This window comes from Flavobacterium sp. XN-5 (assembly GCF_008033395.2).
GTDB lineage: Bacteria > Bacteroidota > Bacteroidia > Flavobacteriales > Flavobacteriaceae > Flavobacterium > Flavobacterium hiemivividum.
Window position 1 is genome coordinate 129,925 of sequence record NZ_VOGZ02000003.1, and the last position, 14,832, is coordinate 144,756.

The 14,832-nt window shown below is 32.3% G+C and carries 14 protein-coding genes; all 14 read left to right on the plus strand.

The genetic code is table 11. From position 1 onward, the window contains the following. Positions 1–645: 645 nt before the first annotated feature. The 14 genes from FQU23_RS07780 to FQU23_RS07845 all read left to right on the plus strand — a co-directional run bounded on the left by FQU23_RS07780 (position 646) and on the right by FQU23_RS07845 (position 14,730). Positions 646–1,701 carry a Wzz/FepE/Etk N-terminal domain-containing protein gene (locus FQU23_RS07780; RefSeq protein ID WP_147673364.1) on the plus strand — a complete coding sequence of 352 codons (1,056 nt, stop codon included), beginning with the start codon at positions 646–648 and terminating at the stop codon, positions 1,699–1,701. A gap of 196 nt (positions 1,702–1,897) precedes the next feature. Continuing rightward, positions 1,898–2,332, plus strand: a complete 435-nt coding sequence (locus tag FQU23_RS07785) for an adenylyltransferase/cytidyltransferase family protein (RefSeq protein WP_147673365.1) — start codon at positions 1,898–1,900, stop codon at positions 2,330–2,332. 18 nt (positions 2,333–2,350) lie between these two features. Next, the gene (locus FQU23_RS07790; RefSeq protein ID WP_147673366.1) at positions 2,351–3,358 is read left to right on the plus strand and encodes a mannose-1-phosphate guanylyltransferase; all 1,008 of its coding nucleotides are present in this window, start codon (positions 2,351–2,353) and stop codon (positions 3,356–3,358) included. Positions 3,359–3,564: 206 nt separating this feature from the next. Continuing rightward, a complete protein-coding gene (locus FQU23_RS07795) occupies positions 3,565–4,824 on the plus strand; it encodes a flippase (protein ID WP_147673367.1) in 1,260 nt (419 codons plus the stop codon). Further along, entirely contained in the window at positions 4,818–5,918 is a 1,101-nt protein-coding gene (gene glf, locus FQU23_RS07800) for a UDP-galactopyranose mutase (protein ID WP_147673368.1), read from the plus strand. The genes FQU23_RS07795 and glf overlap by 7 nt, the downstream gene beginning before the upstream one ends. A 3-nt stretch (positions 5,919–5,921) precedes the next feature. Beyond that, complete coding sequence (locus FQU23_RS07805; protein ID WP_147673369.1) at positions 5,922–6,989, plus strand: hypothetical protein; 1,068 nt, start codon at positions 5,922–5,924, stop codon at positions 6,987–6,989. A gap of 76 nt (positions 6,990–7,065) precedes the next feature. Next, the gene (locus FQU23_RS07810; protein ID WP_147673370.1) at positions 7,066–8,031 is read left to right on the plus strand and encodes a glycosyltransferase family 2 protein; all 966 of its coding nucleotides are present in this window, start codon (positions 7,066–7,068) and stop codon (positions 8,029–8,031) included. Continuing rightward, positions 8,024–9,154, plus strand: coding sequence for a glycosyltransferase family 4 protein (locus tag FQU23_RS07815; protein ID WP_147673371.1), 1,131 nt, complete (start codon positions 8,024–8,026; stop codon positions 9,152–9,154). Before FQU23_RS07810 ends, FQU23_RS07815 begins: the two co-directional genes overlap by 8 nt. Continuing rightward, entirely contained in the window at positions 9,144–10,202 is a 1,059-nt protein-coding gene (locus FQU23_RS07820; protein ID WP_147673372.1) for an EpsG family protein, read from the plus strand. Before FQU23_RS07815 ends, FQU23_RS07820 begins: the two co-directional genes overlap by 11 nt. Before the next feature lie 272 nt (positions 10,203–10,474). Further along, positions 10,475–11,248, plus strand: a complete 774-nt coding sequence (locus tag FQU23_RS07825) for a glycosyltransferase family 2 protein (protein ID WP_165425741.1) — start codon at positions 10,475–10,477, stop codon at positions 11,246–11,248. Next, complete coding sequence (locus FQU23_RS07830; RefSeq protein WP_147673374.1) at positions 11,245–12,387, plus strand: glycosyltransferase family 4 protein; 1,143 nt, start codon at positions 11,245–11,247, stop codon at positions 12,385–12,387. Before FQU23_RS07825 ends, FQU23_RS07830 begins: the two co-directional genes overlap by 4 nt. Further along, the gene (locus tag FQU23_RS07835; RefSeq protein ID WP_147673375.1) at positions 12,380–12,982 is read left to right on the plus strand and encodes a sugar transferase; all 603 of its coding nucleotides are present in this window, start codon (positions 12,380–12,382) and stop codon (positions 12,980–12,982) included. Before FQU23_RS07830 ends, FQU23_RS07835 begins: the two co-directional genes overlap by 8 nt. Continuing rightward, a complete protein-coding gene (locus tag FQU23_RS07840) occupies positions 12,972–13,595 on the plus strand; it encodes an acetyltransferase (protein ID WP_209282331.1) in 624 nt (207 codons plus the stop codon). The genes FQU23_RS07835 and FQU23_RS07840 overlap by 11 nt, the downstream gene beginning before the upstream one ends. Continuing rightward, positions 13,588–14,730 (plus strand): DegT/DnrJ/EryC1/StrS family aminotransferase, encoded by a 1,143-nt coding sequence (locus tag FQU23_RS07845; protein ID WP_147673376.1) that lies wholly within the window; start codon positions 13,588–13,590, stop codon positions 14,728–14,730. The genes FQU23_RS07840 and FQU23_RS07845 overlap by 8 nt, the downstream gene beginning before the upstream one ends. Positions 14,731–14,832: the final 102 nt, after the last annotated feature.

Genomic DNA, 14,832 nt, shown 5'->3' on the forward strand with positions numbered 1-14,832 from the left:
AAGCCTGAAAATAAAAAGCTTAAAAACTACCTCAAAGTGCCGTTCCGCAGCCCGAGCCGTTCGTCCTTCGTCCTCAACTCGCGGACTGCTGCCACTATACTTTTTCGTTGTTTTTCTATACTTTTTATTTAAGGGCGGGGAGAGGAGTTGTAGGTTATGAGTTCTCGGTTTTCGTCACTTCGAATATGATAAGACATCCACAGTGTCAGCTCGAGCGGAGTCGAGGGGCTTCAATGTAAAAAGCGTCAATAGTAGTGGATTTATAAAATAGCGATAGTCTTTTTTTAAAATTGTTTTGAGAAGTCTGGTATAAAGAGAGTCTTTACTTTTTCCCTTGATGGAAAAAGTAACAAAAAGATCAAGCCTCAAAATTCAAAACTTAAAAACTACCTCAAAACTGTGTTCCGCAGCCCGAGCCGTTCGCCTTTCAGGCTCAACTCGCGGACTGCTGCCACGTCGTTATATCGTCGTTTTTTGACGTTTTTAATTTAAGGGCGGGGTAGGAGTGGTCTATATCCGATGTTCGTTGATCGATGATCGAAAGAACGGTGAACGGAAAAGGATGTTCGATATACGATGTTCAAAAGAACGGTGAACGGGAAACGGAAAAAAATATTAGCTGGAAGTTATTAAAATATAGTATTGATGGAAGTACAAAATGACGAGATATCGTTAAAGGAATTAATAGAGAAGGGTAAGGAATGGTATGCTTACTTGCTGTCGCAATGGAAGGTTATTGTGTTGGCGGGAGTTATAGGGGCCGGATTGGGGCTGACGTATTCCTTTATTAAGAAACCGGTATATACTGCGACTTTGTCTTTTGCATTGGAAGATGAGAAAGGCGGTGGCGGATTAGGTGGTGCTTTGGGTTTAGCTAGTTCACTGGGTTTTGATTTGGGTGGCGGAGGCGGTAGCATTTTTACCGGAGCTAATCTGGCGGAATTGTTTAAGTCGCGTGCTATGGTGGAACAAACTTTGTTGAGTCCGGTTGTTGTAGACGGCAAGACGATTTCACTGGCGGAGATGTATATCCAGCATAATAAATGGAGAGATAATTGGGATGCGAATCCTAAGTTTAAAAGTATTCAGTTTTTGCCCAATACTAACAGAAAGTATTTTAGCCGAGTGCATGATAGTATTATGGGGGTGATGTATGCTAATTTGTCTAAAGGCGGACTGAGTGTTGGACAAAGAGATAAAAAAGTAGCTATTTTGTCTATTGATGTTTCTTCGACTAATGAGTTGTTCTCGAAGTATTTTACCGAAGCTCTGGTTAAAGAGGTGTCTGATTTTTATGTGACCACCAAGAGCAAGAAGGCGAGGATGAATATGGATATACTCGAAAGGCAAACCGATAGCATCAGAAGAGAATTGAACGGAGCGATTACCGGAGTAGCAGTTGCTAATGATAACACCTTTGGTTTGAATCCTGCAATGAACGTAAGACGTGCGCCTTCGGCCAGAAGACAGGTCGATGTGCAGGCAAATACGGCGATATTGACCGAGTTGGTCAAGCAAACGGAATTGGCTAAAGTAACACTACGTAAAGAGACTCCACTGATTCAGGTGATAGACAGCCCTATTTTGCCTTTGAAGAAGGAAAAATTTGGTAAGGCGAAAGGGATTGTAATGGGAGGTTTTTTAGCCGGGTTTTTTATGGTCTTGGGATTGATTGTCAGGAGGGTGTTGAAGGAGCTGTAGGTTTAAAGTTTCAGGTTGTTTAACCGCAACGGACGCAAAGGAGGCGCAATCCCGATAGCAATCGGGACACTAAGACTGTTGTAGGTTTTATTTTTGAAGTTTAAAGTTGTTTCAGGTTTCAAGTTGTTTAACCGCAAGCGGGACAGTAAGTATTAATAAATTAGAGGTAAGAGATTGCTTCTTTCATCGCAATGACATGAAAATAGGTATCACTTTTAGTGCATTTGATTTATTGCACGCAGGACATATAAAGATGCTCGAAGAAGCCAAAAGACAATGTGACTATTTGATTGTTGGTTTGCAAACGGATCCTACACTCGATCGTCCTGAGAAGAATAGGCCCGCGCAAACGGTGGTTGAACGCTACATTCAATTGAAGGGCTGTAAGTTTGTAGATGAGATTGTTCCTTATGCAAGCGAACAAGATTTAGAAGATATTTTACGATCTTTCAAAATTGATGTGCGTATTGTAGGCGATGAATATCGTGAACAAGATTTTACTGGACGCATGTATTGTGAAGCCAAAGGGATTGAGTTGTACTTTAATACCAGAGATCATCGGTTTTCGAGTAGTGGTTTGAGGAAAGAAGTGGCTGAAAAAGAAGCAAAGAATACCAATATAAAGGTTTAATTACTGTAGTGAAAGAATATGAAAAAGAATTCACTTAAACATGTTATACTTACTGGCGGTGTTGGTAGTCGATTATGGCCGTTATCACGGAAAAGCCTGCCAAAGCAATATCTTGATATTTTTAATGGAAAGTCATTATTTGAGATGACCGTTGATCGTAATCGTAATATAGCGGATACAGTTATAGTAGTTGGGAATATGGATAATTGTCATTTAAGTAAAACTATATTAGAGAAATCGAATGTGACCTATATCGATATTATTGAATCTACACCAAGGAACACCGCTGCAGCTATTGCTTTTGCTGCTTTTGCTTCAGATCTTGATGATATATTAATGGTCACCCCGTCGGATCATATTATTGGGAAAATGGAATATTATGAAGCCGCTATTGATGAAGCAATAGAAAAAGCCTCTAAAGGATATATAGTCACTTTTGGAATTATTCCCACTAAACCTGAAACAGGATACGGCTACATTGAAAGCAATGGAGATGATGTAATTTCTTTTAGAGAGAAACCAAGTGAGACTTCAGCTAAAGATTTTATAGATAAAGGTAATTTCCTTTGGAACAGCGGTATGTTTTGTTTTAAAGCCAGTGTTTTATTAGATGAATTACAGATACTTGCACCAGAAGTTTATAAAAAGTCAAAAATAGCTTGGGAGACAAATACGAATGGTGTGTTAGATTTAGAGCTCTCTCTAGACATTCCATCCATTAGTATTGATTATGCGGTAATGGAAAGATCTAAAAAAATAAAAGTCGTGCCGTCTAAATTTTCTTGGTCTGATTTAGGATCTTTTGAATCGGTATATGATTATTTGATTACTATTGGTTATCCAGTCGATGAAAACGGAAATATGGTCATTGGGACTGATAATTATACTGCTTTTGTAGGTATGAAGGATACAATTTTTGTTTGTACGGATAATGCTAATTTAATTTTGCAAAAAAATAATTCTCAGGATGTGAAGAATGTTTATAGTTCATTAGAAAGTATAAAATCAGATTTACTGAATTATTGAGAATAGCATGAATAAAAATAGTGAAATGTACATAGAAATATATAGAGAATTAGTAGTAAGTGATTTGATATTACTCGAGTAAAAACTAGAAATTAAAAGTCAATGAATCAGTAACTTTGAATTATTTTGAGTAGTTAATTGGGTGTTCTTGTTGATGATTATATAAAATCACGATTAATAATTAACTACTATTTCCAGTTTAGCCAATGAAAGATAGAATTATTAAAGTAAGAAATGTAATAAAAGGAAACAAAGCACTAGTTGAGAATTTTTCCTATCTATCACTACTGCAAGTATTAAATTTAGTTCTGCCCCTTTTATCTTATCCGTATTTGATTAGGGTGCTAGGTGTATCTGTTTATGGTACAGTAATCTTCGCACAAGCAATTGTGGGTTATTTTGTAATATTGATAGGTTTTGGCTTTAATATATCAGCAACCAAGGACGTTAGTGTACATAGAGAGGATAAATCTAAATTAAGTGAAATAGTATCAAGTGTATTGATAATTAAAATGGTGCTATTTATAATTTCACTAATTCTTTTAGTGCCAGTTTTATTTTATTTTGATCAAGCTTCTCAAAACAAGGAACTCTACTTTCTAACACTTTGGATTTGTATTTATGAAATATTTTTTCCAGCTTTTTATTTTCAAGGAATTGAAAAGATGAAGTATATATCGATGATATCATTAGTTGTTAGAAGTTTAAGTGTAGCGTCTATTTTTATTTTTATAAATTCAAAAGATCAATATTTATATGTGCCTATTATAAATTTATGTGGTGCATTATTATCTGGTATTTTGGCGATGCATATCATTTTTTTCTCTCATAAACTTAGGTTTTATGTGCCTAAATTTGAAATTCTTAAGTATTATTTTAAAGAATCAATACCTGTATTTCTTTCAAATATTTCTGTTCAGATCTATGTAAGTACCAATAAAGTATTGATAGGTTTGTTTCTTGGAATGACTGAAGTTTCTTATTATGATCTAGGAGAAAAAGTATTAAATATTTTAAGAATTCCCCAAGGTATTCTCAGTCAGGCAGTTTTTCCTAAGATCTCGTTTGATAAAAATATCTCTTTTGTAAAGAATATTTTTAAATACTCAATGGCTTTGAATTTAATATTGTTTGCGGGTTTAGCGGTTTTTTCTGAATTTATTATAAGAATTTTAGGAGGAGAGCAAATGTTACCTGCCAAGTGGGTAGTAATTATTCTAGGGTTAACACTGCCAATAGTTGCCGTCAGTAATATTTTTGGGATGCTTGTCTTAATTCCTTTTGATTTCAATAAATTATTCAGCAAGATTATTATGAGTTCAGGTCTGGTTTTTATGGTTCAGTTGTTGGTATTGTGGGGGGGCAATTTAATCACAATTTATTCACTGTGTTTAATTACTGTGATAACTGAGATATTTGTATCGTTAGAAATGTATTATTATATTAAAAAAAATAATTTATGGTAAATAAAAAGTACGATTATTTAATAGTTGGTGCGGGTTTATTTGGTTGTGTATTTGCACATGAAGCTACTAAAAACGGAAAAAGATGTTTGGTTATTGATAAACGTGACCATTCAGGTGGAAATATTCGTTGTGAAAATGTCGAAGGTATTAATGTACATAAATATGGTGCACATATCTTTCATACCAATGACAAAGGACTTTGGGATTATGTAAATCAGTTTGTTGAATTCAATCGATATACAAATTCACCCGTAGCTATTTATGAAGATAAATTATTTAATTTACCTTTCAATATGAATACCTTCTATCAGTTGTGGGGTGTAAAAACGCCACAGGAGGCTATGGATATCATTGATGAGCAAGTAAAAGAATCAGGAATTACCGATCCACAAAATTTAGAAGAGCAAGCTATTTCACTTGTTGGTAAGGATATCTATTTTAAGTTGATAAAAGGATATACTGAAAAACAATGGGGACGCAAAGCAACTGAATTACCTGCTTTTATAATTAAACGATTACCAGTTCGTTTTACTTATGATAATAATTATTTTAATGATAAATACCAAGGAATTCCTGTAGGAGGATATAATAAGTTGACTGAAGCATTATTAGAAGGAATTGAAGTAAAACTAGGAGTGGACTTTTTTGCGTCAAAGCAAAAATATGAATCGTTATGTGATAAAGTCATTTTTACTGGTAAAATTGATGAGTATTATGACTATAGATTTGGGGAATTAGAGTATCGTAGTTTACATTTTGAACATCAAACTTTGGATATTGAAAATTATCAAGGAAATGCAGTGGTAAATTATACAGAAGCAAATATTCCTTATACTCGAATTATTGAACATAAACATTTTGAATATGGTAAACAAGAGAAAACGGTTATTACACACGAGTATCCTGCCGAATGGAAATCAGGAATGGAGAGCTATTATCCTGTAAATGATGTGATAAATTCTATTAAGTACAGACAGTACAGCGAACTAGCACAAAAAGAAGCTAATGTTATTTTTGGCGGAAGGCTCGCTGAATATAAATATTATGACATGCATCAAGTAATTGCTTCTGCACTTAAATATTTTAAAAAATAATAGATGATTAGTGTAAATAAAGAAAGAAAAATATATATATATTGTATCTCAAATGTTGTTACAGGAGGAACTGAGCTGTTACATCAACTTTGTGATGTATTAAATAATAAAGGTTTTGATGCGTATATGGTCTATTATCCAGACGCAGACTCACCTACTCCTGTTTCCTATAAAAATTACAATTTACAACTGAGGAAAGAAATTGATGATATTCCTAATAATTTTTTAATTATGCCAGAAGCATTAATAGATCTAGGTATTAATTTTAAAAGTATAAAAAAAATTAATTGGTGGTTAAGTATTGATAATTTTTTCGAGTTATCCCTATTAAATTTATCACCAATTATATATCTTAAATTATGGCCAAAATTATTTTTTAAAGTTTTGGGAGTGAAATTTAAATATTTTTTTAAGATTTTAAAATCGGCTAGAACTGGTTATTTGAGCTATAATTATTTATTTTCAGATGAAGATTTAAATTTAGTTCAATCAATGTATGCTTATGATTTTTTAAAGAAAAATAAATTTAAAAATATATATTTTTTGTCGGATTATTTAAACACCAATTTCTCTAATCAAAAGACAAATAATCGTGAAAATATAATTTTATATAATCCAAAAAAAGGTTTAGAATTCACTAAAATATTAATAAATAAATTCAAGAATTTTAGATGGGTTCCTATCGAAAATATGACATATATAGAGGTGAGTTTATTAATGCAAAATAGTAAATTATATGTTGATTTTGGGAATCATCCTGGAAAAGATAGATTACCTAGAGAAGCTGTTTTAAGTGGAATGTGTATAATAACCGGTATGCAAGGGTCTGCGTTTTATTTTGAGGATGTATCAATAGATTCTCAATATAAATTTGATGAACTGAATTTTGATTTTGATAGGTTCGAAAAAATAGTCATGAATGTTTTTGATTCTTACGAAGAAGAATATTCTAATTTTCTGGAATATCTTCAATTAATAAAAAATTCTAGGTTAAAGTTTGAAAGTCAAGTTGATGATCTAATTAAAATTTTAAAATTAGATGATAGTTTTAAAAATAATAGCCAAATATAGTACTAAGATGATTGGTTTTACTTGTATAAAGTCTATTACACAGATGAAATATTATTAAGACTACAAATAGTTATAAATGAAAAATAATCTAGCAGTTATAATCCCAGCTTACAAGAGTGAATTTCTTCGCAAAACATTAGAATCGTTCAAAAACCAAACGTGCAAAGATTTTGTTATTTATATTGGAGATGATGACAGTCCATACGATATCAAATCTATTGTCGAAGAATATGAAAACGTCCTAGATATTCGCTATAAAAAATTTGATTGTAACTTTGGGGGGAATTCATTGACTAAGCAATGGGAACGTTGTGTAGAGTTGTCGAACGAAAAGTGGGTTTGGTTGTTTTCTGATGATGATATAGCTTCTCCAAATGCGATAAAATTGTTTTATGAGACTGTTAATCAAAATCCATTAAGTCATCTTTTTAAATTTCACACAAAAATGATTGACGGTATTGGTCAGGAAATTAATCTTTTTAGAGATCGTACAAACAAAGATTACGATTTGATTTCTCCTGAACATTTTATAAATAATAGAATAAATAATAGAAGATTCAGGAGTTATGCGGTGGAGTACATTATGAGTAGAGAACTTTATGATAAGTTTAAATTCGTTGAATTTCCGCTTGCTTGGTTTTCTGATGATGCTTCATGGTTACGTTTTTCTGTGGAAAACAATGGTATAGTAGTAATAAAGGAATACATTTATTGGCGATTTTCAGGTCAAAATATATCCTCGATAAATAATGATGAAACCGATTTAAAAAAGATAGAAGCGACCACTCAATATATTACTTGGTTGATTGAGTTTAAAAACCAACATTCATTAAACATTCTTGATGAGGATATATTATATGCAGGAATTTATCAGGTTGATAAGTATAAAAAAAACAGTAATGATGTTAAATTTAATGATTTTTATGATAGAATTAAATTAAATTTTTCTAAACAAAATTATATTAAAGTAAAGGTTAGAATAATGTTGGAATCTATTATTGAGATACTTAAAGTACGGATAAAAAAATTAAAATATGAATAATAAATCACTCGTTTTATTTTCATATGATTTCCCACCTTCAAATGGTGGGATTGCTAGGTTATGTCAAGAAATTGCTGTTGGTATGAAGCAATATTATGAATGTGTTACTGTGCTTACAAGAGAGTCTGAAGGCCCTGCAGATTTCTATAATTGTGAAAATATTGAAGTAATACGTTTGCCTAGAAAAAGAATTAGCCTAGAATTTTCTGCTTATAATTATTTAATAAAATTAAAGAATAAAAAGTCAGTAGATGTTTTATGTGGAGTGTGGCACCCTGAAGCAGCTATATGCCAGTTAGCAGGTATAAAGAATATTTTTATTCTTGGGCATGGAACAGAATTCTTAGCGGGGCAATCCAGTTTTAGAAAGTATTTTTGGTTACCTTTTTATTCTAAGTGGGTATTAAGAAAAGCTCGTATGGTTATTGCTAACAGTTCTTATACAAAAAGAATTGTGTCAGAAATAGATCAATGTATAGCAGTAAGTGCTTTACCACTAGCGGTAAATGAATCTTTTTTTAGGCCATTATTTAATAATAAGGATAATTCAATATTACAACTATGCTCACTATCTCGTATACTTAAATTCAAAGGTTATGATTTTATAGCTAGATCTATTGCTGAATTACCATCGATTTATAAAGAAAGGGTTAGATGGAATATTGGAGGTACTGGGCCTTATCTCAAAGAATTAAGGGGTTTAGTTAAAGAATTAGGAATTGAGCAAAATGTGACATTTTTGGGGTTTATTAAAGAAGAAAATTTACCCTCGTTTTACAATAGTAATGATGTTTTTGTACTTTGTACTCGCGAAGAAAAGAATAGTACAAGTGTAGAAGGATTTGGATTAGTCTTTTTAGAAGCGCAATCATGCGGAATTCCCGCAATAGGAACGAGAACCGGTGGGATTGCTGACGCAATCGAAGATGAGAATGGTGGCTGGTTGATAGAGCAGGATGATGAAGAAGCTTTAAATAGTTTATTTATTCATTTAATTGAAAATAGAGATCAACTGGATAGTATGGCCTTGCGAGCAAGAGATCGAGTTGTACAGAAATGTACGCGCGACCAATATTGCAATAATTTATACGAAATAATTAGTAAGGATCGTGATGTTAGATAATATTAATGATATTTTATTCAACAGATTATTTTTAATACTTTATTTCTCAGTTTGCTTTATTGTTTTTATTTTTCTTCAAGTTGGATATTATAATAATAGGGAAACTTCTAAATTACAAGGTTCTTTTTTGTTGCTATTTTCAATTTGTTTTTTATTTTTATTTGGATTTAGAAATTTTGAAGTTGGAGTTGATACTATGACATATTTAAGTATGTTTAGTAACGCCGAGGATTTTCTTTTTGTGGATTTTGGATTTGGATTTTTTAATAAATTTTTACATGGAAGAGTAACGGAGAGAACTTTTATTTTTTTAATGGCTTTTTTGTATATCATGCCACTATATTTTGCTATAGTGAGATTTAGTTCTAAGAATAAATTATTTATATTTTTTTGTGTAATTAGTTTTTTCTTTTTTAAATCTATGGGAATGAATACAATGAGGCAAGGAGTTGCTTTTTCTTTGTTTTTTTTAAGTTTAAGCTATAATAAAAACAACTGGCTAAAATACGTATTGATTTTTTTCGCATTGTCTATGCATTTATCAATGATATTTCCGATACTAGTTTATGGCGCTTCAAACTATATTAAAAATTTAAAATTTCCTTTCTTTATTTTTTTTATATGTACTTTGCTCTCTGTTATTAAATTTAATATTTATGGATTAATACAAAATATTCCATTAATTGCTATTGCTGATAAGATAGATTCTTATTCAAATTTAGACACTAGTGATTATAAAATAGGATTTCGTCCTGATTTTTTTGTATTCAATCTCATATTTGTTTTTATTGGATATTTTATTTACACAAAGGTTGCAGATCAACGTAAATATTTAAAATATCTAAGTTCATATTTGATTTTAAGCGGAATTTTTATTGTTATGTTTAATTCGGGTTTTAGTGATCGATATGGATTCTTGTCTTGGATTTTCATTCCACTTTTGATATTGCCTGTTTTAAACGGGGATAAAATTAATAGGTTAATTACTGTTTCGTCTATTTTGTCTTTTTGCTTTTTTATTGCAGTAGTTTTTTATATTATTAAATAATTATATTTTTAACTATTTTTAAACTTAAATTCAATAATGGTTTATTAGGATGAATATTTTTGAATTATTACTTTTCATAACGACAAAAATTTTAAGCTGATTATTAAGTGATCATTTGAAAAACTGATAAATGATGTGTAGTACATCAAAGGTTATGTTAAGGTAATTATTCTTCATAAAAATTATCTAGAACTTTTAATAAGGAAAGAGCAAAAGGTTTTATTAGACTTCAAGTTGAGAATTAAACTCAATCTTTCAAAAAATAAATACTGGTGAATCATTCAGAAAATTATAAAATATCAGTAATTATACCCTGTTATAACGCTGAAACAACAATTGAAAAGTGTATTAGTTCTGTCTTGGAGCAAACACATAAGGTTGAGGAAATTATTCTTGTTGATGATGGTTCATCTGATAATTCTGTTCAAAGAGTTAGAGTTTTAATGAGGAACTGTAGTACGAAAATTACTATCATTGAGCAGGTTAATTCTGGCCCATCGGTAGCAAGAAACAAAGGTGTTTTGGAAAGCTGTGGGAATTGGATCGCATTTTTAGATAGTGATGATTATTGGGTATCAAATAAAATAGAAATACAAATTTCAGCACTTAAAAATAATTTTGATATCGTACTTTTAGGAGGAGGTAATTTTAGCAATAAGAGATTGAAACATATATCTTTTGATGATTTGATTAAAAGGAATTATTTTCAAACTTCTGCTTCAATTGTCAAGAGAGAAGTAATATTTAATAACCTCTTTAATACCAAGCAAAAATATTCAGAGGATTATAGAGTTTGGCTTGAAATAGCTTACAAATATAAAGTTGCTGTTTTGAATCAATCCCTTGCGTTTCCAGTTTCGGGTAAAATGGCGTTTGGTGTTTCAGGGCTTTCTTCAAGATTATGGCTTATGCAAAAAGGAGAAATGAGTAATTATACTTTTCTTTACAAAAGGAATAAAATTTCACTTTATAGATATTTTAATGCCACAATGTTTAGTTTTTTTAAATACCTTAGGAGAAGGTTAATTGTTGTATTGAATAAATGAAAAATAAAATTATCAGAATTACAACTGTACCAGTCTCATTAAATATTTTATTAAAAGGTCAATTGTCTTTTTTAAATGGACATTTTAAGGTATTAGCTGTTTCTGGATCAAATACTGATCTTGATATTGTAAGACAGAGAGAAAAAGTTGATGTTTTTCCTATTGAGATGCAAAGGAATATTTCTCCAATCAAAGATATTATTTCGCTTTGGAAACTTTATAATTACTTTAGAAAAGAAAAACCTATAATAGTTCATTCTATCACACCAAAAGCAGGTTTGTTGAGTATGAGTGCGGCCTATTTTGCTAATGTTCCAATCCGTATACATACTTTTACGGGTTTAATTTTTCCTACTAAGAAAGGAATACTTCAAAAAATATTAATACTGATGGATAGGATATTATGTTGTTTTGCAACAAATATTTATCCAGAAGGTAATGGAGTCAGGAAAGATTTGGTCAAGTATAAAATCACAACAAAGCCATTAATGGTACTGGCAAATGGAAATGTAAACGGTATTGACACGACTTTTTTTTCTCCTATACAAGTTGCTGTAACAGATAAAAAGAACTTACGTAAACAGTTGGGAATTAAAGATTCTGACTTTGTTTTTGTAGGACGCTTGGTTGGAGATAAGGGAATTAATGAGTTGGTTGCTGCATTTGGACAACTAGAAATGGATAATGTTAAATTACTGCTGGTTGGTAATGAAGAAATTGACTTAGATCCTTTGCAAGTAAACACATGTAATGAAATTGCAATAAATAATAATATTATTACCGTCGGTTTTCAATCAGATGTTCGATCTTATTTTGCCATCAGCGATACTTTAGTCTTTCCTTCTTACCGCGAAGGATTTCCAAATGTTGTTTTGCAAGCTGGAGCGATGGGATTGCCATGTATTGTGACTGATATAAGCGGTAGTAATGAAATAATATTGGAAGGTCAGAACGGAATAATTATCCCTGTAAAAGACGAGGTAGCTATTTCTAATGCAATGATAAAAGTATCATCAGACAAGGATTATTATTCAGTTTTAAAAAGAAATGCGCGCAAGATGATTACTTCTCGTTACGAACAAAAAATGGTTTGGGAGGCTCTTTTGGCAGAATATAAAAGTTTAGAAAAAAATGTATAAAACTATTTTTAAAAGAGTATTCGATTTTTCTGCAGCTTTATTAGGTTTAATCTTATTAAGTCCTATTTTCTTTATAGTGACTATTGGTCTATATTTTGCCAATCAAGGAAAACCGTTTTTTTTTCAGCTACGTCCAGGTAAACATGGTGCTATTTTCAAGATTATTAAGTTCAAGACCATGAACGATAAAAAAGATGTTAATGGTAATCTATTGTCAGATGGGGATCGACTGACAAAAATTGGAGCGTTTGTTCGTAAAACTTCTTTGGATGAGATCCCTCAATTATTGAATGTAATTAAAGGAGATATGAGCTTAATAGGTCCAAGACCTTTGTTACCACAGTATCTTCATTTGTATAATGAATTTCAAAATCGGCGTCATGAAGTCAAACCGGGTATTACTGGTTGGGCTCAGGTCAATGGGAGAAATGCCATATCCTGGGATACTAAATTTGAATTGGATGTGTGGTATGTGGATCATTTCAATTTTACGTTAGACATGAAAATATTTTTTTTGACTATAAAAAAAATAATTAAGACTGAAGGTATAAACGCTGCAGATGTGGCAACAATGGAGCCTTTCAATGGAAAATAAAATCACATTATATGGGGCGAGTGGACATTGTAAAGTTATAATTGATATTTTGCAAAACAATGGTGTCCCAATAGAAGTTATAGTTGATGATAATCCTAATATCAAAACGATTTTAGGGATTCCTGTTTTAATATCGAAACTAATTGATAATAGAACCTTAAAAAACGTAATTGTAAGTATTGGGAATAATAGAATACGAAAAATAATCGTCTCCCGATTGAATGGCACTTTTTCTAAAGCCATTCATCCACGATCAACAGTGTCCGCTTATGCGAAAATTGATGAGGGTACTGTGGTTATGGCAGGGGTAGTTATAAATCCAGATGTAGCAATTGGTAGGCATTGTATTTTAAATACAGCTGCAACAGTAGACCATGATTGTACAATAGAAGATTTTGTACATATTTCACCTAATGTATCATTGGCAGGAGGGGTGTATGTTGGAGAAGGAACACATATCGGGATAGGTGGTACAGTAATTCAAGAAATTAAAATAGGAAAATGGGCTACGATTGGTGCAGGGGCAGTTATTATTGATGATGTTCCTGATTATGCAGTTGTAGTGGGAAATCCTGGTAGAGTAATAAAATATAATTCAATAGAAAATGAATAACTCAAAAATATGGCTTTCCTCTCCACATATGGGAGGCAATGAGCGCCACTACGTACAAGAGGCTTTTGATACCAACTGGGTAGCACCATTGGGACCTAATGTTAATGGTTTAGAAAAAGATTTAGAAAATTATTTAGGGAATGGAGCTCATGTTGGGGCTTTAAGTTCCGGGACAGCAGCGATTCATTTGGGACTCATTTTATTGGGAGTTCAGGCTGGTGACGAAGTTATTTGTCAGAGTATGACTTTTTCGGCTTCGGCTAATCCGATACTTTATTTGGGTGCGACTCCTGTATTTATTGACAGTGAAGAAGAAACCTGGAATATTTGCCCGATTGCTTTAGAAGCAGCTATCGTGGATCGCATTGCCAAAGGACGCAAACCCAAGGCGATTATAGCGGTGCATTTGTATGGAGTGCCTTATCAAATAGAAGCCATTAAAGTCATTTCGGATAAATATGAAATTCCAGTTTTAGAAGATAGTGCGGAAGCTTTAGGAAGTTCTTATAAAGGTCAACAATGCGGTACTTTTGGAGATATTGGGGTATTGTCCTTTAATGGGAATAAAATCATTACCACTTCAGGAGGAGGGGCTATTGTTACGAAATCAAAAGACATAAAAGATAGGGCGGTATTTTATGCGACCCAATCCAGAGATGATGCACCGCATTACCAACACTCGGAGATAGGCTATAATTACAGAATGAGTAATATCTGTGCCGGAATAGGCCGCGGACAAATGGAAGTTCTTGATGCTCATGTCGCTTTGCGTCGAAAAATGCATGATTTTTATGTGGATTTGTTCCAAGATATTGATGCGGTAACTGTTTTTAGCGTTCCGAACGATGATTATTTTGCTAATTATTGGTTGAGTGCGATTTTGGTTGCCCCTGATTCAGACAAAGGAATTGATAGAGAAGCTTTGCGACAGGCTTTTGAAGTGGCGAACATTGAGTCGCGTCCTTTGTGGAAACCGATGCATTTGCAGCCTGTTTTTGAGAGTTATCCTTATTATGGAACGAAAGTGGCTGAAACGCTGTTTGAAAACGGTTTGTGTTTGCCTTCAGGGTCTAATTTGACTGATGAAGAAAGAGCACGAATTGCGGAGGTGGTGAGGAGCTTTTTTGGTGAGTAGTGAGTTATCGGTTGTGGGTTGTGGGTTGTCTGTTCTCATTTATCGGTTATGAGTTATCAGTACCTATAGATCGGGACTCGGGTAGATAGATTTTTTGTTCCG

Bases quoted from the DNA above. Each gene is read 5' to 3' on its own strand.
- FQU23_RS07780 (WP_147673364.1), top strand. From the start codon at position 646: ATGGAAGTACAAAATGACGAGATATCGTTAAAGGAATTAATAGAGAAG.
- FQU23_RS07795 (WP_147673367.1), top strand. From the start codon at position 3,565: ATGAAAGATAGAATTATTAAAGTAAGAAATGTAATAAAAGGAAACAAA.
- FQU23_RS07820 (WP_147673372.1), top strand. From the start codon at position 9,144: ATGTTAGATAATATTAATGATATTTTATTCAACAGATTATTTTTAATA.
- FQU23_RS07805 (WP_147673369.1), top strand. From the start codon at position 5,922: ATGATTAGTGTAAATAAAGAAAGAAAAATATATATATATTGTATCTCA.
- FQU23_RS07785 (WP_147673365.1), top strand. From the start codon at position 1,898: ATGAAAATAGGTATCACTTTTAGTGCATTTGATTTATTGCACGCAGGA.
- FQU23_RS07830 (WP_147673374.1), top strand. From the start codon at position 11,245: ATGAAAAATAAAATTATCAGAATTACAACTGTACCAGTCTCATTAAAT.
- FQU23_RS07815 (WP_147673371.1), top strand. From the start codon at position 8,024: ATGAATAATAAATCACTCGTTTTATTTTCATATGATTTCCCACCTTCA.
- FQU23_RS07810 (WP_147673370.1), top strand. From the start codon at position 7,066: ATGAAAAATAATCTAGCAGTTATAATCCCAGCTTACAAGAGTGAATTT.
- FQU23_RS07840 (WP_209282331.1), top strand. From the start codon at position 12,972: ATGGAAAATAAAATCACATTATATGGGGCGAGTGGACATTGTAAAGTT.
- FQU23_RS07835 (WP_147673375.1), top strand. From the start codon at position 12,380: ATGTATAAAACTATTTTTAAAAGAGTATTCGATTTTTCTGCAGCTTTA.
- FQU23_RS07845 (WP_147673376.1), top strand. From the start codon at position 13,588: ATGAATAACTCAAAAATATGGCTTTCCTCTCCACATATGGGAGGCAAT.
- FQU23_RS07790 (WP_147673366.1), top strand. From the start codon at position 2,351: ATGAAAAAGAATTCACTTAAACATGTTATACTTACTGGCGGTGTTGGT.
- glf (WP_147673368.1), top strand. From the start codon at position 4,818: ATGGTAAATAAAAAGTACGATTATTTAATAGTTGGTGCGGGTTTATTT.